This is a genomic window from Marinobacter nitratireducens, from assembly GCF_000708045.1.
In the GTDB taxonomy this organism is placed as follows: Bacteria; Pseudomonadota; Gammaproteobacteria; order Pseudomonadales; family Oleiphilaceae; genus Marinobacter; species Marinobacter nitratireducens.
Window position 1 is genome coordinate 609,205 of the sequence record NZ_ANIE01000003.1, and the last position, 24,170, is coordinate 633,374.

16 protein-coding genes are annotated in these 24,170 nt (G+C 53.9%); 6 read left to right on the plus strand and 10 right to left on the minus strand.

From position 1 onward, the window contains the following. Positions 1 to 2 precede the first annotated feature (2 nt). Positions 3 to 1,511, minus strand: coding sequence for a type II secretion system ATPase GspE (gspE, locus tag D777_RS04655; protein ID WP_036129127.1), 1,509 nt, complete (start codon positions 1,509 to 1,511; stop codon positions 3 to 5). Between the two features lie 166 nt (positions 1,512 to 1,677). On the opposite strand from gspE, the gene D777_RS04660 reads away from it, so the two are divergent. From D777_RS04660 to D777_RS04680, 5 genes are all read left to right on the plus strand, one after another. Continuing rightward, positions 1,678 to 2,325 (plus strand): type II secretion system protein N, encoded by a 648-nt coding sequence (locus tag D777_RS04660; RefSeq protein WP_036129129.1) that lies wholly within the window; start codon positions 1,678 to 1,680, stop codon positions 2,323 to 2,325. A gap of 8 nt (positions 2,326 to 2,333) precedes the next feature. Continuing rightward, positions 2,334 to 2,996 carry a transglutaminase-like cysteine peptidase gene (locus D777_RS04665; RefSeq protein ID WP_036129132.1) on the plus strand — a complete coding sequence of 221 codons (663 nt, stop codon included), beginning with the start codon at positions 2,334 to 2,336 and terminating at the stop codon, positions 2,994 to 2,996. Positions 2,997 to 3,130: 134 nt separating this feature from the next. After that, complete coding sequence (locus tag D777_RS04670) at positions 3,131 to 4,735, plus strand: FAD-binding oxidoreductase (protein ID WP_036129134.1); 1,605 nt, start codon at positions 3,131 to 3,133, stop codon at positions 4,733 to 4,735. A gap of 8 nt (positions 4,736 to 4,743) precedes the next feature. Next, complete coding sequence (locus D777_RS04675; protein ID WP_036129136.1) at positions 4,744 to 6,336, plus strand: glycerol-3-phosphate dehydrogenase/oxidase; 1,593 nt, start codon at positions 4,744 to 4,746, stop codon at positions 6,334 to 6,336. Then, a complete protein-coding gene (locus D777_RS04680; RefSeq protein WP_036129140.1) occupies positions 6,326 to 7,885 on the plus strand; it encodes an FGGY-family carbohydrate kinase in 1,560 nt (519 codons plus the stop codon). The genes D777_RS04675 and D777_RS04680 overlap by 11 nt, the downstream gene beginning before the upstream one ends. Positions 7,886 to 8,034: 149 nt before the next feature. Here the strand turns inward: D777_RS04680 and D777_RS04685 are convergent, their stop codons facing one another. The 5 genes from D777_RS04685 to D777_RS04705 form a co-directional block, all read right to left on the minus strand. Beyond that, a complete protein-coding gene (locus D777_RS04685) occupies positions 8,035 to 8,664 on the minus strand; it encodes a hypothetical protein (RefSeq protein ID WP_036129142.1) in 630 nt (209 codons plus the stop codon). 298 nt (positions 8,665 to 8,962) lie between these two features. Then, complete coding sequence (locus D777_RS04690; RefSeq protein ID WP_051668938.1) at positions 8,963 to 10,672, minus strand: ATP-binding domain-containing protein; 1,710 nt, start codon at positions 10,670 to 10,672, stop codon at positions 8,963 to 8,965. Next, positions 10,653 to 15,458: a DUF3883 domain-containing protein gene (locus D777_RS04695; RefSeq protein ID WP_051668939.1), complete on the minus strand. Its 4,806-nt coding sequence runs from the start codon at positions 15,456 to 15,458 to the stop codon at positions 10,653 to 10,655. The genes D777_RS04690 and D777_RS04695 overlap by 20 nt, the downstream gene beginning before the upstream one ends. 33 nt (positions 15,459 to 15,491) lie before the next feature. Then, on the minus strand, positions 15,492 to 16,418 hold the full coding sequence (locus tag D777_RS04700; RefSeq protein WP_036129144.1) for a DUF5655 domain-containing protein: 927 nt from the start codon (positions 16,416 to 16,418) through the stop codon (positions 15,492 to 15,494). A 56-nt stretch (positions 16,419 to 16,474) separates the two neighbouring features. Beyond that, complete coding sequence (locus tag D777_RS04705; RefSeq protein ID WP_150112599.1) at positions 16,475 to 16,849, minus strand: hypothetical protein; 375 nt, start codon at positions 16,847 to 16,849, stop codon at positions 16,475 to 16,477. Between the two features lie 59 nt (positions 16,850 to 16,908). Between D777_RS04705 and D777_RS17795 the strand changes: the two genes are divergently transcribed. Continuing rightward, positions 16,909 to 17,136, plus strand: a complete 228-nt coding sequence (locus tag D777_RS17795) for a hypothetical protein (RefSeq protein WP_081849463.1) — start codon at positions 16,909 to 16,911, stop codon at positions 17,134 to 17,136. 37 nt (positions 17,137 to 17,173) lie between these two features. Here the strand turns inward: D777_RS17795 and D777_RS04710 are convergent, their stop codons facing one another. The 4 genes from D777_RS04710 to hsdR are packed head-to-tail and all read right to left on the minus strand — an operon-like array spanning position 17,174 to position 24,144. Beyond that, a complete protein-coding gene (locus D777_RS04710) occupies positions 17,174 to 17,605 on the minus strand; it encodes a hypothetical protein (protein ID WP_036129149.1) in 432 nt (143 codons plus the stop codon). Next, positions 17,602 to 18,966: a restriction endonuclease subunit S gene (locus tag D777_RS04715; protein WP_036129151.1), complete on the minus strand. Its 1,365-nt coding sequence runs from the start codon at positions 18,964 to 18,966 to the stop codon at positions 17,602 to 17,604. Before D777_RS04715 ends, D777_RS04710 begins: the two co-directional genes overlap by 4 nt. After that, positions 18,963 to 20,579 carry a class I SAM-dependent DNA methyltransferase gene (locus D777_RS04720; RefSeq protein WP_036129154.1) on the minus strand — a complete coding sequence of 539 codons (1,617 nt, stop codon included), beginning with the start codon at positions 20,577 to 20,579 and terminating at the stop codon, positions 18,963 to 18,965. The genes D777_RS04715 and D777_RS04720 overlap by 4 nt, the downstream gene beginning before the upstream one ends. A 49-nt stretch (positions 20,580 to 20,628) precedes the next feature. Then, positions 20,629 to 24,144 carry a type I restriction-modification system endonuclease gene (gene hsdR, locus D777_RS04725; protein WP_036129156.1) on the minus strand — a complete coding sequence of 1,172 codons (3,516 nt, stop codon included), beginning with the start codon at positions 24,142 to 24,144 and terminating at the stop codon, positions 20,629 to 20,631. Positions 24,145 to 24,170: the final 26 nt, after the last annotated feature.

The following is a 24,170-nucleotide window of genomic DNA, read 5'->3' on the forward strand; positions in this document are numbered from 1 at the left end:
GCTTACTGACCCCGGTGTGTGACGCGAAGAACCTCTTCGACGGTGGTAACGCCATCCAGTATCTTGCGCACCCCATCCGCGTGAATACTCGGGCCCTTAAGCCGGGCTTCCTTCTCAAGCTCCAGTTCACCCGCGCGTTTATGGATCAGGGCGCTAATTTCCTCGTTAACCTCAACCACTTCATAGATACCGATACGGCCACGGTAGCCAAGCTGGTTACAGTGCTCACAGCCCTTGGCGCGATAGATGGTCGGCGGATTTTCAGGATCTTGCTGAAGGAACTCGCAGTGTTCAGTGGTCGGCGTATAGGGCTCGCAACACTCTTTGCAGAGAACACGCACAAGCCGCTGGGCCACAATGCCCACCAGACTGGACGAAATCAGGAACGGCTCAATGCCCATATCCATCATACGGGTAATCGCACCCACCGCCGTATTGGTGTGCAGGGTCGACAGTACCAGGTGCCCGGTCAAACTCGCCTGGACCGCGATTTCCGCGGTTTCCAGATCCCGGATCTCACCAATCATCACCACATCGGGGTCCTGACGCAGAATGGCGCGCAGGCCACGGGCAAAGGTCATATCCACTTTCGGATTGACCTGGGTCTGACCGATACCCGCCAGGTTATACTCGATCGGGTCTTCGACGGTCAGTATGTTGCGGCTACGGTCGTTGATTTCCTGCAGTGCGGCATACAGCGTAGTGGACTTACCGGAGCCCGTGGGACCCGTCACCAGCATGATGCCGTAGGGGCGATGGATCAGTTTGCGCAGAATGGAAAGATCGGCTTCGCTCATTCCGAGAGATTCCAGACGAATCGCTCCCGCCTGCTTGTCCAGCAGACGCAACACCACACGCTCCCCGCTGGAAGACGGCATGGTCGATACCCGAATATCCACTTCCCGGCCGGCCACCCGGAGCGCTATCCGGCCATCCTGGGGAACCCGCTTTTCGGCGATATCCAGCTTGGCCATAACCTTGATACGGGAAACCAGCAAAGGCGCCAGCGCCCGTTTGGGCTGAACCACTTCCCGAAGAACACCATCCACCCGGAAACGAACAATCAGACGCTTTTCGTAGGTTTCGATGTGAACATCCGAGGCACTGGTCTTGACGGCTTCGGTCAGGATCGCGTTGATCAGGCGAATGATCGGCGCATCGTCTTCCTGTTCCAGCAGATCCTCGGTTTCAGGAACAGAATCCGCCAGCGACGCCAGGTCCATATCGTCGCCAATGCCCTCCACCATCTGCATCGCCTCGGCCGAATCGTTCTGGTAGGCGGCGTTGAGCGCTTCATCAAAACTGTCCGGGTCGATGGTTGAGAACCTGGCCCGACCGCCGCTGATCCGGTTTGCCTCGGCCAGCGCTGAGTGCGATGCCCCGGGCTTAACCAGAATAACCGGGTCCCCGTCGTCCGAGCGCGTCAGAATGACACCGTTGCGCTTGGCAAATGTGAAGGGAAGACGGCCCAGCGGAGCATCCTGCTGCTGAAGTTCGGTTTCTGTCGTCAAGGTCGTTCTCGTTATGAAATTCTTTTTGATTCAATTAATTCAGAAAGGCTACCACAGGATATGGACCCGCTGAATAACTCTATACACTATACTGCCACTATAACGTTTCAGTCTGATAACCTGTGGGCCTTTTTCTTCGCCCACCCAATTGCATCCGGGACGATCAATGCAGTTAAACAACCAACGGCTCCCTCTTATTCTAGCTCTGGCAGCCGGAGCCGCCATGCTGGGTACAACCGCCTGGCAGGGATACAGCGTATGGCAGAAGGAAAGCCAGCCCGCTGTATCGACGAATCAGAACGCCATCGCAGCGGACTCATCCAACACGCCCAAAGTGCCAACCGTCAATCTGGCCTCATTGGCGCTGTTTGGCGATGCAAGCGGCGTGAAGACGCCGGCGGTCGCGAACACAGAAAACCTGCCGGAAACCAACCTAAGGCTCTATCTTCGCGGCGTTATGGCCGCTGACGGCGAGTTCCCGGGAAGCGCCCTGATCGAGGATGAGAAACGAAACACCGAGGCCTATCTTGTGGGCGATGAACTTCCCGGTAACGCCACACTCCGTTCGGTGCATCCCAACAGAATCATCATTGAAAGAGGCGGCAAACTCGAAAACCTGTTCTTCCCGGAGGAAGACGATCCGTCAGGCATGACGGTGGCCGCAAACGACACTCCAGAGCCAGCCCGGACCGCCTCCCCCGAACCTTCGCCCTCCCCCCGTGCTGCGTCACCCAGCAATGGCGAACAACAGCGCCGGGAAGAAATACGCAGGCGCCTGGAACAACTCAGGGAACGCCTGCGTAACAACAACTGAGGTTGATCATGGTGTCGGCAGCCTCTTACCCGCGCCGCCGCTCCATGCTTATGCCAGCCTTGTTGCTGGCTACCGCCATCGTCAGCGCGGTCGAATTGAGCAACCGCTTGATGGACTACGTACGGCAGACCTTCGGCCAGGAAGCCCACCAACGGCTCGAAAACTGGCAACGCCTTGAGGCACTGGCCCAAAACGCCCCCATAGACCGCCAGCTACGGCTCATCAATTCCTTCTTCAACCGCGTCGCCTTTGTCAGCGATATCCAGCATTGGGGCGAGGAAGACTACTGGGCGACCCCGGTGGAACTGCTCACCACCAACGGTGGGGATTGCGAGGATTTCTCCATTGCCAAATACCTCAGCCTGAAATCCATGGGCGTACCGGATGAACAGCTCAGAATCGTCTACGTCAAAGCGCTCGAACTGAATCAGGCCCACATGGTTCTGGCCTGGTATTCGCAACCGGACGCCGACCCGCTAATCCTCGACAACTTAACAAACGACATAAAGCCTGCCTCACAACGTACTGATCTTGAACCCGTTTACAGTTTCAACGGTGAAGGCCTGTGGCTGAACAAATCGGAAGGTGAAGGCAAACGAATCGGCGAAGCGCAGAAACTGTCCCGCTGGCAGGAACTCAACAATCGACTGACCGAGTCGCTGCGCCCCTGAACCGGAATTGGGTCAGCCGTGATATCGGCCGTGACGCCAAATGACACCGTAATTGTCGCCAACCGACATCAGCGAATCACGCCAACACCCTACAATGCCGGCAACCGCACTATTTTTCATGGAGTACCAGAGCTATGCGACGATGGAACGGCTGGGGAGATGAGAACTTCGAGTTGACCCTCCCAGACGAAGGCCAGGGTTTTCTTTCAGCGCGAATATGCTCGGCAAAACCATTGCCGGATGCCTCCCTTGAAGCCGTTTGTCAACAGGTTCCTGCCTCAAGGCTGCCATCCGACGCCGATGTCGACCACCTGATCGATACCAGCGAAGAATGCCGGGTCCGTCACGCCCGCGGGCAAAGCCTCGCCGACTGGCTGGCGATGCGTAGCGGTGAATTCGGAATCTTTCCGGACGGTGTGGCATTGCCCAACACCAGCCTCGACGTACAAAAGCTATTGAAATATGCCGAGGCCAACAGCGTCACCGTGATCCCCTATGGCGGAGGCACCAGCGTTGCCGGGCACATCAACCCGGCGGATTCCGGCCAACCGATACTGACGATCGATATGGGCAACATGAACCGCCTGATCGACCTTGATCGAGAAAGCCAGATCGCAACCTTCGGCGCAGGCACCCCCGGGCCACTGGTTGAATCCCAGCTTCGCGCCCACGGTTATACCCTCGGCCACTTCCCTCAATCATTCGAGCTGTCCACCGTTGGCGGCTGGGTGGCGTCCCGTTCCAGCGGACAACAATCACTGCGGTACGGACGTATTGAACAGCTCTTTGCTGGCGGGCGGATTGAAACGCTCCAGGGCACACTCGACATCCCCACCATACCGGCCTCAAGTGCAGGGCCGGATATCCGCGAGATGATCCTCGGATCTGAAGGGCGGATGGGCCTGATTACCGAAGTCCGCGTTCGGGTCACACCGTTACCCGAAAAAGAAAGTTTTCATGTGGTGTTTTTCCCGGACTGGGACCGCGCCCGAACCGCCTGCCGAAAGCTGGTCCAGAGCCGGACACAGCTCTCCATGCTACGCCTGTCCAACGCGGTGGAGACCGAAACCCAGCTGGCACTGGCCGGCCATCCGAAACTGATTGGCCTGCTGGAACGCTACCTCTCCGCACGCGGTGCGGGAGATGGCAAATGCATGATGACGTTCGGACTCACAGGCACCCGGGCCCAGTGTCGTACCGGGCTGAAGGAGACCCGCGCGATCTGCAAGCAATACCAGGGGGTCTACACGGGCACCAAACTCGGCGACAAGTGGGCGGCCAAACGATTCACCATGCCCTACCTGAGAGAAGCGCTGTGGGGACTCGGCTATGCCGTCGACACCCTTGAAACCGCCACGGACTGGGACAACGTCGATAACCTGCTTAACAAGATAGAAAACAACCTCCGGGGCGGACTTAAGCCAGTGGGTGAAGACACCCACGTGTTTACCCATCTGTCGCATTTCTACGGTCAGGGTTGCAGCATCTACACCACCTACGTGTACCGAGTGGCGGATTCCTACGAAGAGACACTGTCCCGCTGGGAAACCCTCAAACGGACCACCTCGGATCTGATCGTTCGCAACCGGGGCACCATCAGTCATCAACACGGTGTGGGGAAAGACCATGCGCCCTACCTGCCCATCGAGAAAGGCGATCTCGGCATCCAGGCCATTACCGCCCTGTGCCACTCATTTGACCCCAAAGGCCTGCTCAATCCAGGCACACTGATCAAATGAGGACAGCCATGACACGGCAAGCCATCATCGACACGCTCCGAGCAGGCAACCAACGATTCGACGTTGTGGTTGTAGGCGGCGGCATTACCGGTGCCGGTGTTGCACGGGAAGCCGCCGGTAGTGGCCTGCGCACGCTGCTGGTCGAACAGAAGGATTTTGCCTGGGGCACCTCCAGCCGATCCTCCAAAATGGTCCATGGTGGCCTGCGTTACCTCGGTAGCGGTCAATACGGCCTGACCCGTGACGCTGTCCGTGAACGCCAGCGCCTGATGGCCGAGGCGCCCGGGCTGATCGAACCCCTCCCGTTCATCATGCCCCACTACAAAAAGCAGTTCCCCGGCCCCGCTCTGTTCCAGCTGCTGCTGCGGGTTTATGACCGGCTCGCCGGATTTCAGTCCCGGATCCGACTTAGTCCAACCGAAGCCAGCCAATGGGTACCGGGCCTTGCCTGCGAAAACCTGCAAGCGGCCAGCGGCTTTACCGATGCGGTCACCGACGATGCACGCCTGGTTCAGAGGGTCATTGAAGAGGCCCAACGAGACGGCGCACTGTGCCTGAACTACGTCAAAGCGACGGACATACAACGCACCGATGGCAAGGTGTCCGGCATCCAACTCCAGCCGGAAAATGAGTCAGAACAGATCCATGTGGAGACACCGCTGGTCATCAATGCGACCGGTGCCTGGGCCGGCCAGTTGCAGGATTCGGCATCCCGGACCATGACCATTCGACCATTGCGGGGCAGTCATCTCGTCGTGCCCTGGCAGCGACTCCCCGTTTCCTGCTCAGTGTCACTGTTTCATCCGGATGACGGCCGCCCCGTGTTTGCCTTCCCCTGGGCTGGCACCACGGTATTGGGAACTACCGACCTGGATCATCAGGGCGATCTCTCAACCGAGCCCTGCATTTCCGAGCAGGAAGTGGAGTATCTCCTTAAAATCGCCGGGCGACTCTTTCCCGGCAGCGGATTGTGCGAATCCGACGTCATCTCAACCTGGGCGGGTGTGCGCCCCGTGGTGACCGACGGCTCAGGAAAGGCACCCTCTAAAGAAAACCGGGAACATGAGATTCGTGCAGACAACGGCCTGATCAGCATCGCAGGCGGGAAGCTCACCACTTTCCGGCTGATTGCCCGGGAAGCGCTGACCGACGGTATTTCCCAAGAAGGCTCGCAAACACTTCGCGAGAACGACCTCCCCATCTTCGCACCGCCGGCAGACATCGAACGCCCGGAGCTCATAGGGCATCAGACCTGGAACCGGTTACGCGGGCAATACGGCCCCGACCTCCAGGAACTCCTGACTCACTCCGATGCGCAAGGTCTGGCAACGATCCCCGGAACGGATCTGCTTTGGGCGGAACTGGGCTGGGCCTGCCGCATGGAGTCTGTGCAACACCTGGACGACCTGATGCTTCGCCGGACCCGTTTGGGGCTGATTTGGCGGGATGGCGGCCGCGTATTGATGCCATCGATTCAGGCACTTTGCCAGCCGGCTCTGGGTTGGAGCGACCGCCAGTGGCAACAGGAAGTAAACCGCTATTTCGAGATTCACGAGGCGGCGTACAGTTTGCCACGCCGGAGGGCTGCCAATGGTTGCTGACCCTCTGATACTCGCCATTGATAACGGCACCCAAAGCATCCGGGCATTGCTGTTTGATACCAACGGCAACCTTGTCGGCAAGGGCAAACAGGAAATCGAGCCGTACTTTTCCGAGCATCCCGGTTGGGCCGAGCAACACCCGGAGTACTTCTGGGACAACCTTGGGGCAGCGTGCCGTCTCTTGTGGAACAGCACCGATGCCACCCCGGATCGTGTGGTCGGTGTCACGGTGACCACCCAGCGAGGCACCGTGATCAACCTGGACGCCGAGGGGCAGCCGCTCCGCCCCGCCATAATCTGGCTGGACCAGCGCCATGCCGAGGTCAAGGGCCGAGTCCAGGGCCCCTGGGGCTGGCTGTTCAAGATTGCCGGACTTGAAGACACCATCCATCGCTTTCGCGAGAAAACCCAGGCCAACTGGATCGCCCAGAACCAACCGGAGATCTGGGGCAAAACCCGGCATTTCCTGCTCCTCTCTGGCTACCTGAATTACCGGCTGACCGGAGAATTCCGGGACTCCACCGGCAGCCAGGTAGGCTACCTACCGTTTGATTATCGCCGCCACCGCTGGGCAGGAACACGCGATTTCAAGTGGCAAACCATGCCGGTGCGCCCGGATATGCTGCCCGAGCTCGTCAAACCCGGTGAGTTGGTGGGACACCTGACCCCGAGCGCAGCGCAGCATCTTGGACTACCAGAAGGTTTGCCGGTTCTCGCAGCCGCGTCTGACAAGGCCTGCGAAATACTGGGCTCGGGCGGCCTCACCCCTGAGGTCGGCTGCATGAGCTACGGCACCACGGCCACCATCAACACCACCAGCAAGCGGTACATCGAACCCATCCGACTGATGCCACCATACCCATCAGCGCTTCCGGGGCACTTCTCTACCGAAGTGATGATCTATCGCGGCTTCTGGATGGTGAGCTGGTTCAAGCGTGAATTCGGGCAGAGGGAGCAGAAGCTCGCCGATCAGCGCGGCATCGAACCTGAGGACCTGTTCGACGAACTGGTACGCTCCGTACCACCCGGCTCAATGGGGCTGATGCTGCAACCCTACTGGTCGCCAGGCGTCCGCCAGCCAGGCCCAGAGGCCAAGGGTTCTATTATCGGGTTTGGTGATGTCCATACCCGATCCCACATCTACCGCGCCATTCTCGAAGGGTTGGCCTATGCCCTGCGCGAAGGCAAAGAAAAAATCGAGAAACGCAGCGGCACCCGCATCAAAACGCTTCGGGTGGCCGGCGGAGGCTCCCAGAGCGATGCAGCCATGCAGCTCACTGCCGATGTCTTCGGACTGCCGGCAGAACGCCCTCACACCTATGAGACCTCAGGACTCGGCGCCGCCATTGATGCCGCCGTGGGGCTTGGATTGCATCCAGACTTTGAAACCGCGGTAAACGCAATGACGCGTGTGGGCGACGTTTTCCATCCTCAGGAAGAGACAAGAGAGCTGTACGAGCGGCTGTATTCTGAGGTGTATTTGAAGATGTATCGGCAGCTTCAGCCGCTTTATCGGCGGATCAGGGATATTACGGGGTATCCTAAGTAGCAGAGAGCCAGTCCAGGTGAACCTGCTGGAAGGTTAGCGACTGGTACTGTTCGTAAAAAGCTCTAGCCTTCTGGCTGTATACGTCAGTCACGGGTACCTATTCCGACAAGGGATATAGGCATTAACTCCGACCACTCTTAAATTGTCGATCAGGTTATCAAGGAAAGCGCGCTCGGATGAAACTCTGGCCTGAACCCACTCCTGAAGATATTTACCACCGAATGAGGCGTTAAAACATCAACAGTTTTTGGAAGGTTTTCCTTTTTGGCCGCTGAGTAGCCTTCGAAATCCCATTTTAAAACCTCGCCATCAAAGAGTGCATAGGTTTCGTCACCAGCTTTGAACATGGTTCCGTGAGGTAGGTCTGCCAAGGAATGCGACCAAGTGACTTTTTGACCATCATCCAATCGCTCAGTATGTAGAACGCCATCCATTTCAGGAGCACGAATGACAGATTTTCCCTCCTCGTTGTTGGCACGAATCCAAGCATCACGAAATTCGTTATACCGAGGCCGACGACACTCAGCACACGGGCGATGCCCGGCGGCGAAAGCTGTCACCTCATCGAGGAAAAATAGCTCCGTGTAAAGGCCGGGAGACATCAATTCGCGTTGCCTACCTTTGAACTCCAGTAGACAGGTAATCCAGGATTTTGTCTTGAATTGCCGTTTAAGCTCCTTCTTCGGAGTGTGGAGAACACCCCTATTGCCCATAAGGGTGCCTCTAGCGCTTTTTCTTTCAATAGTGCCGGTTGGGGTTACACGGTTCTCTAATGGCATGAAGGAAAACTCCTTTCTTCTACCTATGACATATCGTCAAAATCTGGGGGTCGGGTTAAGCAATGACTATGACTAAGCTGAAAAATCACTGCTCATTATCTTGAAATAATTCCTGTTAGCGTTTGGCATACCTCTCATACATTACTTTCGGAGGAAACGGTTCAATCAGCCGGCCCAAATCGTCCGGACTCAATTTCTAGAACTTATCCTCAGGTTGCTTTCGGAAACAGCGCCCCTGCTTTAACTCCTTGAGAAACATTTTTGTAAACGGCCCATTCGAGCTGCGAAAGCATTTTTACTACTGTAAACCATCGATTGTCGCCACCGTCCCGGAGACTATCAACAGGGACTTAGCTCTGCTCATACCGACATACAAAACCTCTCGATTTACCTCAGGATCAAGACCATCCAGGCCCCATAAAAGGACAACTGGTGACTCCAACCCTTTAAACCGGTGAACTGTCTCTAGCAATACAGTATTTTCAGCTCGATGCCCTTCCTCTAGCCATGAAGCTCCACCTGGTAAGGGGAGGTTCCGCAAGCAACCGTAATAGTTAAATTTATTCTGGGCGTCACCAATCAAAACAGTGATCTCATGTGGCGCAACGTGCTGTCGATCAATCAAGTCAACAATTTTTGAGTGAATCTTTCGAGCCTGAGCTGCGTGATTCGGGGCAGTGTCAAAAACCAGGTCAGAACCTTCAAGTTCTGGGGGATCGACTGCAGCGCCACGGTAATGGGCATAAGCTGCACGATGAATTGCAGAGGTATTGCGACAATTCTTGGTCAACGTAATTGGCGGTGTTTCAATCGGAAATGTCCCAGCTCGAGAATAAATATTCTGGTTTTCATCATAGAATACATAAAATGGACTCGAATCTGAGTCCGACAACAGAAGTTCGAGCGGTAACCAGTACTCTTCCCCAAAATCCTGGCCCTCATCACATACGATAGCCTCGTAGCGCTCAGGAACCTCATCAAGAGCAAATGACAATGCCACCGGGAGTTGCACGTCAAAAAAGCCTGCCCCAGGATAGTTTACTTTTGCCTCATGTTTAAGCTGCCTTCCCGAGACTTTCTCAACGCGCTCAACCCAATGATGGCAAAGCTGGTGAAACCCCATAACATCGAGGTTCTCGATATCGTGGCATAGACTTGCGAGGTGATCGGCCAATTGTCGGTTGTAACAGGTAAGTAATGTCCTAAAGCCTTCAGAAGCGAGACGACGCCCCTTTTCCAATGCCAAAACAGTTTTGCCAGTACCCGCACCACCTCGGATTGCTACTCGCCGGTGAGACTGGAGCAGGTCCAATGTTCTGATTTGCTCATTTGTAAGCTTGATTCGTTGTTGCTCAAGCTCATTGAGCTGCGAAGAAACCAGAGGGGCTACTGTAAAGGACCTGGCAAATACTTTCTCTATAAGGTCAATACCTGACTGCCCAATTGGCTTGTTACCGCTGTCCTCGGCGCCCCAATATGAGAATACTTCGTCAATCCATTCCTCGGGATTCCGCAGCGTCGCCTCAGTACCAATTAGACTTGCCGGCATGTCAGGCCTTGAAAGCGGTTTCGAATCTCCTATGTCAGGAAAATATACCGCATGCCCCCGAAGAACCGTGTTCAGATTGTAACCCCGAGATGCGGGATGCTCTTTGAGCTTGGAGAATAAAGAGTATTTGGCTCTGAGAGCTTGTTGAACAGGATCCTTTATTAGATGTTTCTGGCGGTGCCGGTCAAGCGAGTACCAGGCATTTGAGCCGGCTTCATAGGAGACGCCGCCGCCTTTTACCTCAATACAGAGATACCCCAGCTGGGGATGGCAGATAATAAAATCACACTCCCCATCTCGTGCTCTATCCTGCTCACGCTTCAGAATCCAACCAACTTGAAAAAGGGCTGTATAGGAGGAATCTAAGTTATCCCGAAATGACCTATAGACTTTGGCCTCAGCCTTAGACGGGAGTTCATGCAGTTGAGCCTCCGATAGTTCAGGAATCATCTTTGCCATTTTCAGGCTCCAAAATCTGCATTTGGTGAATATTTGCAAGAACGTTTCGGGTTGGCTGTGGTTTCCCTTCGAATTGCACAGTTAAAGACTTCACCAGTCCACGTTTTTTAACTTCAATAATTTCACCAACACCCATAGTAGAGTGCTTAATTCGAGCCCCTGGCACAAAGCCAGCAGCAGGGTCTTCTACTTCATCAACAGTCGCCGCCCTCCAGTTTCCATCAAACATAAAGGAAGTTACTTGAGAAGCGGGATTTTGAATGGGATGCACTCGAACGTTATCGGGGTCAGATACAAACTCGACCACGTACAGCCAATACCCATCGCCGTACTTCTGAGCACTATTAAACTGCAACCGTGAGAGCCCGACCCCAGCATTATTCCACTCGCCATTGATTCCTTTGACTTCGATCAACCGGCTTTCACCTGTTTCTGGCTCAATGCTCTCTATATCGTGACCAGGATGGGTTTGGGGCATTTGAGTGGGTATCCGTCCTCGATTTTCCTCATACTCGCGAACGGCTTGTCGTGCCGCAGCCTCAACCGCGAGATTATGCTCCCTGCCGCCACTATCTTCGGAAGAACCGTCTTCTTGTAAATCTCTCATCCTCACATAAGACAACAGACGCTTGTCCCATTGCTCTTTATGCTTGGGGCGAGCTTTGTGGTGGTTTGGCTTCACACCGTCATTTTTGTCAAATCTTCCCGATGCGGATTCAGATACGTCATTAACTTTCCGCTTCTCCGCCCCGCTGTCTTTGTCATTGGCCCCACTCGTCTCTAATGGAGCAGTTGGCTTGACCAACACATCATCAGGTTTACCTTCTGCAGCTTCATCACTTTTAGGCGTATCAGCTTCCCCTCCTTGATCCTCTGCCTCTTTTGGTGGCAAATTCTCAGCTTCTTCATCCACAGTGCCAGTATGTCCCAGCTCACCAAGTTGTTGAGTGCCAAGGTCATAGCCCTCCGACTCATCATCCATGGCAAGTTCTGGAACCCCAAAACTGGTCAGATGGGCATTCGCATCCTCAGGTGGCATTTTCAGCACAGAATGGAACATAAGCGTAAGCTTTGTAACATCCGTGCCAGACTCATCAGGCATAAGTTGATGCAAAAGGGAGGTAAGAACAGGCGCCCAACTCCCCTCAGCAAAGGGGCTCGTAACCAAAAGTTCGTCTTTGGTGTAGTCAAAAAATGCCTCCGCGGAACAGACCGGTGCTGGGATTTCCTGCTGGTCTACTACAGCTAATGCCTGCACGTGAATGCTCTCTACGCTATATACCCGTAGCTTGGTAAATGCCTCTGTGACGCGCTCTTGGACACCTTTTGGTTTGTCGTGCAAAAGTCTTCGAATAATTCTTGCTCTTTGGTTAAGGATTTCGCTGACTTCCCCTTCCAGAGAGCTCTCTCCATCTATCCGATCCAAGCTCAAAACACAGGCATTACTCAAAGCCTCAACACCCAGCTCTTGGGCCAATTCCCATAGTTCGGGATCTAACTTACATAGGGCAGAGTTAAGTTCCTCATCAAAGAACTTCGACAACCACTCGCTGTCATGTAGCAGTACTTCATCCGGATAAGCAAAGAGATCTTTTAGGTTTAGGATGGACGGAGCCTCCCGGAGCCTCACCAAGTCCTCGTCCTCCACTGAACCCTCGGAAAGCGCTTCAGCGATTCCACGCATGCATAACTCATATACCTTCCGATCAGCTCCGAACAAGGGCTCTGATCGCGGATAAAATTCGTAGATGATCTCGAGAACGATTTCAACGAGATCATCACTGCCAGGTGAGTCTTTTACCCCGATGACCTCGAAAAAATTCGTGAAACTCTCTAGCTTCGCGGGAACCCTGTAGGCAAACCGCCCCAGCTGCTGTTGAGACCAATAGACCTTACTGGGTTTAACAAATCCCTTGAGCTGATCAACGTAAATGCACCGAGTTCCGTGGAGCGTGGAAACTTCAGGGTCGTCTTTTGCCCTCTCGCTCAATATTCGATAAGTGGTTTCGTGCGGTGCAATACCGTTCTCGATGCAGTGTTGGAGGTGCGAGATCACCAGATCTGTAGGCGGCCTCTGGTTTATACCCAAATCATCTAGTAGGTTCAGGCTCAATCTCGCTGTATTCCGAAAATCCAGAATGTTAGCTTGGCTTTCAAAACCTTCAGAACGAAATGGTGCATAAAGCTCGCTTGGGTAGTACCAGTTTTCCTCATCACCTTTGGCAGGTAAGCAACGCGAATTTTTAAGTTCGGATAGTGCTATCGAAAGATTTTCTCGGTCCACTTGCCTCAGGGCCACTTCGCCAAGCGTGTAGAACGCCTCTGAGCTCAATTTCTTTACATCTTCATTTGGTACAAATCTCTCTGAGAGACTCTTCAGGCGATCAACAATATGAATCGGAGCAGGGTCATGCAAGACACCAAGCGCATCGACAAATACTCGAACTGATTGCTCTGGCGGGAGTTTCGAAAAGTCCAACCATAGGTGTTCCTCTCTTCCCAATACCTTTTCCAACCAATCTTTTCTCTCATAAACATTTCCCGGAGTTGCCCACCCGCCATCCTGAGTTGGCAGAATTGGCAAGCTACGCAAAGTTTTTAATGGGCTGGGGGTATCTAAAAGATCCGGATGATTCGAGAGCTCACGAATGAGGACGCCATAATGCTCTTCATCAGTGGGGCCAGAAGGGTCAAAAAACGAGGGCAATACTGTCTCAACGAAGGCGCTAATCGTCTGCGTCTTGACACCTAGCTTCTCAGAAACAAACTGCCTTGCCGCAGGGCTCAGAATCGAGGTATCTAAAAGAGCTCCACTGCCTGTCGGGTCTTTAAAATTACCTGGCAGTAGTGCTTTTGACGCCTTGATCAGACCTCGACTGGAATACCAGAGTGGAAGCTCTCGAAGGAGTGAATATACCTTGTCACTACTGGGGGCGGCCTCATCCAGATCAGCGAGGAGAGTGTAGAATGCGCGCAGAGCAGCAGGCTCAGCTTCTATTACATCCTGAACTCCATAGAGAGACACTTGTGAGTCAAGATGTTTTGATACCGATTCAAGATCAAGCCTATCAATTAGACGGCTCAGCTTCGGGTATCGGTTGATTTGGCGTGAGGCAATTGCCAACTTGGGGAATACATTAGTTGGACGACTTGCATCAATTGAGCTGGGAGATCGATATGCTGATCCCAGCGAAACTATGAACAAGTTCTCAGTTGCAAGGCACTCAAGGTTCTTCAAATGGTTGATAACTTTGTTACCAAAATACGGACGAGAACTTTTAACCGGCTCAGGTAACAGCTCTTCTAATACCTCCCACAAAGGCACCCAAAACTCTTGAAGCATCTTCTCATCGGTTTTCGGCGCTCCCGCTGTCACTCCCTCAAGACCATTTGAAAGAAGCCCCACCAGGCGATCAAGGCCAAGAATCGGAGTGCCAACCTTGCTGAGGGTATTCCTATACGGTGACAAGCTTGGCGAGATGAGATGGATGCCCAGACGATTCAACGCGGACACCTGAATTTCACTGGGAGTAACCCCTTTCGGCAAATAAACCTGATCGGGAGTTCGCAGCTGGCCATTATTATCAATTGCAACCTGGCTCTGCGAGACGCTAACGCTTAAGTGTTCCCAGAAAAAATCAAAACAGTCAGGGTAATCTGAACCGCTGTGAGGCATTTCAGCGGCTTGATGAACGATCCTCCAAAGGTTTTCTTCGCCTATCAGATGACCCAAAGCCTCTGGATCCTTAGCCAACTCGATCGCAGCAGCCTCGATGAGCATCTCATTCCAATATCGTGAGTGCTGATTACCTGCGAAGATGAGAGCCTTCCGATCAGCCTCCGGGAAAAAATCTGCATTGATATGTAGCGGCAACCCCGTGGCCTGCTCTGTGGGCAAAAAGGCATAAAGTAGACCCGCCCTCGGGGATTCAGATTCAAGGTTCAGGGCGATGGAGAACTCAGAACTGCGGTCATAAGTTTTCAGTAGCTCGTACTCTGCTGCCAACCTTGCTGCTGCTTGCTCAGCATCTCCTCGAATAATGTGCCAACGTTCAGTCTTATTCTCAGGGGTGTAAGTAAGAACCAGCAAGGATTCTCGGGGCCGAGAAAGCTCACAGCAAAGAAGCAATTTACCATTTCGGTGAACTTCGGCCTTTGTAACATAACGCAGAAAGAGCAAACTTTTTCGCAAGACAGATAGAAAGTCCTCCTGAAGCTGATCGATATCTCTAGATCTTACGGCGGAAGCCCCAAGTCCCTTGCGCGCCACTGAGTCCGGGTCAGTCGCCCACGGAAGATAAAATTTGGTCCCCCCTTCCTCAGTTACTCTAGAGGACAAACACTTGCCTCTTTCTGGAATTAGCTGAAGTTTTAATCCCGCCGAGTAGATTTCCGGACGATCCGTAATTTGATACGCAGATACGAACCCTATTCCGAATCTGCCAATGTTCTCGCTCTTCGCAAGCTTTCCCCCGCTACCGACATCGGAGACACGATGAAAATCACAGCTGTACCCCTCTTCTTGCATCATCCGACATTCAGGCGTCATTTCTCCACAATAGGAAAATGTTCCGCTGTTCCACACAACGAGAGCGTTGTCGGTAATATCGAAAACCACAGCGTCAGCTTTGGCATCGTCGGCGTTTTGAATAAGCTCCAACGCCATAATGTCGTAGCCTTGGAGCCCAGCGAGATGACTTCGTATATTTCCTAGCAAATTGGAGGTGTAATCACTCTCGGTAACGCGAGAGCCCTCTGGATCGCCGTTTTTTTTATTTTCTTCCATGTCTTTTTCCTTCCAATACCGAACTAATTCGAGTCAACTCTCCTGATATGCCTTGTCGACCAAATGGCGAGCCTTTTCCCAATCTTCTGGTGTTCGAACATTAACCTCAAGGTTTCCGGTCCCCCAGTGACCAATGTGAGTGACATCACGGCTGAAGGAGCTTTCTTCTCCTAGTTCTCCAGAAAGCTTCAAATACATCTGAAGCCGCGGATCTTTACCCGGTTGAACAACAATAGAAACGAAGTTTCGAATGCGCTTGAAGGCAGTGTAGAGCTTTAACTCTTTACGCTGGACCTCATCCCCAAGTTGCTCAACGTACTGGCAGGCGGACTCGTATAGGTCAAGAAGGGACGTAGACGCTTCGGCAAGGCGCTCTTGCTGACTTTTATCGCGAGGGTTGGACTTGGAGGGTTTCTTGGTGGTGGCCGAGGCTGCAGCTAGGACTGCCTGATTCACCGTTTGGGCATTCACCAGCTCCAGCAACAATAGCTCGTTGCCGAAGTAACGATAACGCATGAGTTCAATATTTCGATTGATCTGTTGGACGGCATGTTCGTCATATCGGTTAAAGTCAGAGGCGATGCATATCAATCGAGTACCACCCCATTCGATCGATTCGGCGGCTGGCTTGCCAATTCTCTCCATAACAAGCCATTTGAATTCGGCTTGATGGTCCAGAAGCCAATCTAGATAGAATAGCCCCTGGTTAATCACGTTTTCATTGCTGTGGCGCTTGTACTCAACAATAACGGGACATCCATTTTCATCCAGCCCGAGGGAGTCGATCCGGCCTTTGTGAGTTTTTCCGGTGCCATATTCGCTAGCCAAAAAGCGAACGCCAATCAGCGCTTCCATGTTGGACTCTATATGGTTCTGAAGGTCTTTTTCCAGCTGTGCGCTTTTACCACCCAGCTCTGTAGCGATTTCGCCATTTAGCTGAAAAAGCTTGATATCGCTCATTCGGTGGCTCTCCTGACTTGGCGTTATCCACGGACCCTGTGGCCGCGATGCTGGTTTCAATCGTGGTTTTCATCCCGGAGTGACTCCGACAGATCCTTTGAAAGGTCCAACAAAGCAGCTTTAACGTCCGGATCCATGCGTTTGGGAGCGACATACTGCGGTACAACAAGTCCGGCCTTCTCGACATCAGGTAATTGGCGCAGAACGTCAAGGTAACGTTCCAGCAACTCGGGCTTCGTTGTTGGCCGCGTCAGTTCCTTCTTGAGCCGCTCCTCGAACCGCTTCAGCTCGCCCTCATCATCAGTGTCATTCAGCTCCCAATGCAGCTGACGGGCAAGCGCCTTGCGTGACCATCCCACTCTCGCGATCAAAGACTCAATGGCCTTTTGAAGCTCCAGCGTTCGTTCAGTCCCCATTTGTCCCCGACCCATTCTGTATCTTTTGAACTGTCCCAGCGGGGACATAAACCAAACATTGATGGAGAAATACCATGAGCAAAGCAAAAACACCGATGTCGCCGGCCGCTGCTGCACGTATCCAGAGTGCAACCGCAAAACAGCATGGCGGGAACACCCCGAAAGGCTCTTTTGCTGCGAAAGCACAATCGGCTGCTGCCAGAAATATGGCTTCCAGTGGGCAACGACCACCGAATGGTCCGAGCACCACAGGTGGCAAATCTGGTAAGGGACGTGGGAACAATCCGCCCCGCTCCAAGTAAACCGAGCTGCACAAGCGGGGGCATGTCTGCCCCCGTTTTACCTGCACTCCTTTGCGCTAGCTGACAGCACGGTTTTGAGTTCAGATTTGCGCTCGTCGAGTTCGTTGTAGGGCAACGCTTCCACAGTTTTACCCACAGCGCAAAGACAGATCTCCTGCTTTGATTCGTAAAGCCCGCGTGGCAGAACGTTGATATCCCCATTGGTACACGCATTCACCATCGCATACTCCAGCTCCATGGGGTAACGCCTGCTATCCAGCAAGTTGCGATCGACCAGGCCGTATCCGGTAAAACCAACCGTAAATGCCAGAACTGCTGGCAAAGCACCTCGTGCGCCGTACTTCTGCCCCGTGATGGGTTTCTGGCACTTTTCGCACTCGATGTTGCGGTGCTGATCCAATTCGTTGACGGCAGAGCAGGCAGGGCAATTGACCGATACAGTGGTCGAGTGTTCGATTTCTTTGGTCATTTTGCAGCCTGTTCGGTTTTCCTGATTTTTGTGCGGCGCACTCCGGGTTTTTTCGCCGCTCGCTCCGCCTTGATCCGCTCCAGCAACGCCTCCGCACTGTTCTCCCCGCTGATCAGCTCCGGGTTGTCCTTGCGCCATTGCTCGGTGAGCTCGCCCCGGAAGGCCTTGGCCAGGATCGACTGGGTAAGGTTGTTGACGCGGGCCAGTGCGTTGTTGACCTGTTGTTCGATGCGGTCGGCGTGGGCGAAGAGTTGGTCTACTCGGCGTACGATTTCGGTTTGGTCGGCAATAGGTGGGAGTGAAATCGGCGTTTCTGAAACCGTTTTCTGGTTGATTTTTGGCATATTTCCGGACGTGCCGGTTGCGTTGTCTCTAAAGTATTTCCTTGTAGGCTCTGAGAGAAGTGTTAGATGTAAAAATTCCGGAATAGCACGTTCGTTGGTTGTGCACTTCATCATTAAGTCCGGATAAACATAGGCATTATCAGGCCCGCGATACAGAGCACTGATGCCAACATAATCAAGCGTGTTGGCGCGTTGTATCAGGATGTCACCATTTTTGACCCAGAGGTAGGAATCATCACCAATATCTAGCTCGACATATTTGAAATTGCCGTCCAAGAACTGCCCTGATGTAGTCGCGGAGAGTGTTAAATTTCGATACGGAGTCTCGTAATTCACCCCTTTCGGAGACCGGCCATTTCTCGGCTTTTCGGTGACAATATCAATAAGCTGAGCCCTGTCCCATTTGCTAATGTCACTGCCATTGATGCGCCCGCTCACCGCCGCAGCCAGCACGGACTGGCGGAAGCGTTTGAGGATTTGCGGGATTCGTTCGAGGCGGGCATTGGTGTTTTCCACCTGGGCCAGCAGGGTGTCTAGTTTGTCGGCGATGACTTTTTGTTCAGCGAGGGGGGGAAAAGCAACGTCGGTAGCTTCAAATTTGCCCTTTGTTACGTGCCGAAGCCCAACTCCTCCGTGCGCACCGGAAATGAGTTCGTCCAATGTTTGGTTGATTGCATATCGCAAAAAACGCTTGTCGATTAGAGCTTCAATAAATTCAATCTTGAAGATGTGTTGGTTGAGTGCCGCAGTCTCTCCCTTCCAAACATGGGCGCCGAATGATGTTCCGGGCGTTCCAGACCAGGCGAAAAGTAGTTCACCATTTTCAATCCTATGCTTGTCTGCCAGCTCTCCGTCATAGTGGTTATACGTTGCATTTGGATTGTTCAGGTTTTGAATTCTGATAATCGGAAGTCCTGCTTCGCTCCACTCCTTGGGCTTGAAGGCTCTTCCGTTTATCAAGTTACAGAGACTGCCAATACTGGTTTGTAACCATTTTGTGGGTTTTTCTACACTCATGATTGGTCAGCGTCCTTGAATCCAAAGGCTTCACTAAGGAGAGTCCTCGCCCCATCAGCCTCCTCCCCAGCCCCCAATTCCCGCATCAACGAATCCAGCTCCCCCAGAGCCTGCACCAATTCTCCCATCGCCTCACCCGCCAACACACTCGGCTCCGGCAGATTGGCGGCATCCACACTGTCACTGTCCTTGAGCCAGGCAATATCCAGCGAGTCGCCCTTGTGTTCGGCAATCCACTGGCGGCTGAAGCTGCGCCAGCGGCTATGGGCCAGGCGGGGGTCGATTCCTTCGTTTTCGTCGCTGTGTTCCGGCAGTTCGATGGCGTCGGAATGGAAGCTGTATTCGCCTTCCTTGCGCTCGCTGTCGCCATACACAGTTTCAAATGGCTTCAGGTGCTGGTCGCCGAAGGGGGTGCGTTTGCCAAAGCTGGGCATGTTGGTGCGCAGGTCGTAGACCCAGACGTGTTCGGTGCAGTTTTCTTCCTGGTATTTGTCGGTGGCACTGCCTTTGGTAAAGAAAAGCACGTTGGTTTTCACGCCCTGGGCGTAGAAGATGCCGGTGGGCAGGCGCAGTATGGTGTGCAGGTTGCACTTGTGCATCAGATCCCGGCGCACGTCGGTGCCCACGCCGGCTTCGAACAGTACGTTATCCGGCAGTACCACGGCAGCGCGGCCACCGGGCTTGAGGTTGCGATAGATGTGCTGCAGGAAGGCCAGCTGCTTGTTGCTGGTTTTGTAGGTCAGGTCGTCCCGGGTGATGCTGGCGTCGCCGCCCTTGCTGGTGCCGAACGGCGGGTTGGCGAGAATCACGTCGGCCTTTTCCAGCCCGGCGCCGGTCTGGCCCAGGGCGTTGCCCAGGTGCACCACGCCCTCGGCATCCCCCTCCATGCCGTGCAGCAGGCAGTTCATCAGGGCCAGGCGGCGGGTGCCGGGCACCAGTTCGATGCCCACATAGGCCTTGGTGGTCTGGAAGGCCTTCTGTTCGGTGCTCAGGTCGTACAGGTCGTCGGTCTGGCCTTTGATGTATTCATGGGCCGCAATCAGAAAGCCGGCGGTGCCGGCGGCCGGGTCCTGGATGCGCTCGCCCGATTGCGGCTTCAGGCAGCGCACCATGGTGTTGATCAGGGCGCGGGGGGTGAAGTACTGGCCGGCGCCGGATTTGGTTTCGTTGGCGTTCTTCTCCAGCAGGCCTTCATACAGATCACCCAGGCCGTCTTTCTGGGCGCTGAACCAGTCGATCTGGTCCAGGGTTTTGATCATCTGTTCGAGGTGGCGCGGCTCCCGCAGGCGGGTCTGGGCGTCAGCGTAGATAGCGCTGATCAGTGGGTCGTCGTGTACCCGGTTGCCGTCGCCGTCGTTGCCGGTGGACAGGCTGAGCAGAATGCGTTTGTAGTCGTTCAGTAGATTGATGCCGGATTTGCCATTGATGTCCGTCCAGCGGCAGCCTTCAGGCAGCGGGTGCTTTTTGAGGGTACCGGCTTCGGTGTTCTCATGGACCATTTTGATGAACAGCAGCAGTACTAATTCGGTCACATAATCCGAATAATTGATGCCATCGTCACGCAGGACGTCGCAGAGATTCCAGAGTTTTTGGACGATGTCGTTGTTGGTCATGGGTTCCGATAATTCAGATAGAGTTGAAAGTTAAAATTTGGTTCGCTCTTCAGGCACTTTGGCGAGGCCACATCGCTTCATTCAGTTCATCTAGCACAGTATCCAGCTGCTCCCCCAATATTTTGTCCATTTGCCGGGCACCGCCGTCGTCAGCAAAGCGGTTGTTAACGAATTCCCGATCTATGATCACTTCATGTACCAGTTGCTTTGCTAGCCGATCGAGCCATCGGCGCTGGTTCGGGTTCCAGTTGTGCTGAGTGTAAATCCGGTCCATAGCCTCTGCGACCCGCTGCTCGAACGGAATCAGTGGTTCACCGAGGGCGGCTCGACGGATGTAGCCAATGATGCTGGCGGCAATGTCCTTATTGGTCTGGTTGCGAACGGCGGTCTGTAGTCTGGCTTCAGAGTAACCGTTGTTATCCAGGAGTAGCCTCACTTCCCGAAGCTGGTCCCGGGTAAGATCCCGGGGTTTGTTGACTACCACGGCCAGGGCGGCAGACTGGTTGAGCTGCTCGTTAATGAATCGGTTGAATTCGTACAGGTAGTCTTCCGGTCGTTCGTGAATACCATAGGTTTGCGTTCGTTTTTCGAACTCATCCTCATGATTGGAAATCAACGGCATGTATTCGGTACCCGCGAGCTGTTTCACCTCGGCAAGCTGATTCAGTAGTCCGCTGTGCTGGCGAATGAATTCAGAGGCTTGTCGAGGACCCAGTTTGTGGAGGTGTTGGTGAAGGGATTTCGGTTCAACACCCCATACTTGCTGCAGTTCGTCCAGTTTCTTTCTTAGTGCAGGACGGCTTTCGGCCTTGCTTTCTGCCTTGCGAAGCACCCGCATCAGTTTCTGGCTCAGCTGACTGAGGACCACATCGGCCTGGCTCTCATCTTGCACTTCACCCGGGCTGTTGAGGGCTTTTTCCAGCTGGCTCTCGTCCGAAAGTTCGTCGACCAGTTGTTCCAGGGTGATGGCTGGGTCCTTCACCAGTGGCTTCATGGTGCTCACATCCTGAAGGGCGGCGTAGATATCCACCGGATCGTAGATGCGGAATACAGTCTTGCCAATTTCATCACAGCGACGGGTGGCACGGCCGATCATCTGCTCGTAAAGGATACGTGATCGTACCCGGCGCATGAATACGAGGTTGCAGATAGGTGGCACGTCGATACCGGTGGTGAGCAGATCCACGGTAATAGCGATACTGGGGTAGCGCTCGTTTTTGTAGCGGCGGATCAGCTGATTTACTTTGTCGCTCTGCCCGGTGATCTTGGCGACAGCGGCTTCGTTGTAGCTTCCGTTGTAGAGATTCTTGAAAGCATCATCCAGCAGACGCTTGACCATGTCTGCGTGCAGATCGGTGGCGCAGAAGATCATGGTTTTCTCGTCGCCTAGTGGATCGATCTCATGCACCAGTTGCTCGCAGATCACGCGATTGAAATTCTCGTTGATCACACGGCGGTTAAAGGCGTCCACTTCGAAGTTCAGCTCGTCTTCCAGTTCGGTGGTGTCGACCTCACCCGTCTGGGTGTTGATCACTTCCACCGGTTTGCCCTTCTCGAACTGGATACCGTTCCGGGTGAGCAGTGTCTCGTATCGGATGGGGGGTTCGTGGTCGATCAGCCAGTCATCTGCTACCGCCTCCCTGTAGGAGTAGGTGTAAACCGGTTTACCGAAGATTTCGCTAGTGTGCTTGGCCGGGGTGGCGGTAAGGCCAATTTTGACCGCATCGAAGTAGTCTAGGACCCGGCGATAGCTTGAGATGTATTGGCTGGTGTCTCGGGTGGCGAGCTCGCCTTCGGTCATTTCCTGGTCCAGCGTGTAGCCCCGGTGAGCTTCGTCGATGATGATGCAGTCAAACTGGTCGATTGGCGGCGGCTCATCACTCATAAAGATTCGTTTCACCATGGCCTGTACCGTGGCTACCTGTACCCGAGTTTCCGCTTCGGCGGCCATGTCGCCCAGCTCTGCAACGTTGTAGATCTCGCTGAGGGTGTGGCTCTGTTCCAACGGCGCTTCATTAAAGGCATCAATGGCTTGCTGGCCAAGGGCAGTGCGGTCAACCAGAAACAGGATGCGCCGGAAACGTTCCGTTTTGAGGAATCGGTACATCAGGCCAATAACCGTGCGGGTTTTACCGGTCCCAGTGGCCATCGCGAGGAGTGCAAACCGTATACCCTGAGCCAGTGTATTTTCAGTAGCGAGAATGGCTTTCTGCTGATAATCCCGTAGTTTCAGGTATCCAAAGGGTTCGTTCTTCAGTAGTTTTTCAGCGTTGTCCTTATCTCTTTCCAATAGGTCCAGTAGGCCTCCGGGGGTATGAAAGCCCGGAAGGGCTCGACGTATGTTGCTTGACTCTCTGACATCGCGGAACCAAGTGCCGGATTGCTCCGCCAGCTGAGGTATATAAGGCCGCCCGTTGCAGGAGTAGACAAAGGGCACAAGGAAGTGACCATCATCATCCGTCGGCCAGGCGATAGTGCGCCCGGTGATTTCCCAAGCTCCGATCATGGGCGCTTCAACCTTCAGGCCCTTGCTGTATCGCTCGGCCTGTCGAATTTTGCCGGCGACGTTAGTGTTTTCTTTCTTGGCTTCGACCACAGCGATAGGCGTTAGCCCGGCGAAAAGCAGGTAATCAGCGCGGCCTTTCTCCCCATTGTGATTGGTGGGCCACTCAGCAATAGCGCGGTAAGTGCCTTTCTCTGGCCGTGCACCCTTCTGATAGGTGAGTTCCTGGCTGTCCGCCTCCCAGCCTGCCTCAACGAGTTGCTGGTCGATAAGAATTCGGGTGAGCTCTTCATTTAAAATCAGGGTGTCGCTGGCCGCCTTGGTTTGCTTAGCCACCTCGTGGCGCTGCTCATTGACCGAGTCTTCGCCCTTTTGACTCAGCTGATCTTGCAGCGCTCGTATTTTCTTCTCGTAGTCTTTTTGCTGCTGCTCGAGGATTTGCTCATGGGCCTGCGCCTGTTCAGCCAGAGCGCGAGACTCTATATCCATCTCCAGAGCCAATGCTTCGTATTCCGCCTTCTCTTTTTCAATGAGCTGGCTCAGTTGCTGGCTGCTGTCCAGCTCCATGTTTGCCTGCTGAAGCTCATGGCGGAGTTTTTCAATGTCCCCATGGAGTTGGCGCAATTCGGCACTGGGGTCAGGTGGTGGAATAAAGGGACCAGGCTTAAAGCTTGCGCCTGCTTTTCCGAAGGAACGGTGGAACCAGATGGCCAGTTCTCGCGCCAGCTTGAGACCATCCATTGCTTCTTTATGGCGAGTGCGAAATTGGTGAGTGGCTTTGTTGCCCTCTATTCGCAGGGTGTGAAAAAGTTCTTTTACTTGAGGTTCCAGCCGCAGCTCTTTGTTGAGCCGGTAAAGAAGATCGGATTGACTGGTTTGCTCGTCGAACTCAACGCCGGACAGCGCGGCTAGATGCTGGGCTAGAGCCTCACCTAGTTGGCGAAGTTTGATCAGCGTGGAGTTCGGGTCGCTGGAGAACACTCGCTCTGCTGCACCTGCCAGATCTGCAAACAGCGGATCGTGTTCGGCGAGAAAGCCAAAGTTGGGTGATGCTTGTTCCATTTTATTATTCAACGTATCCCTCGAGA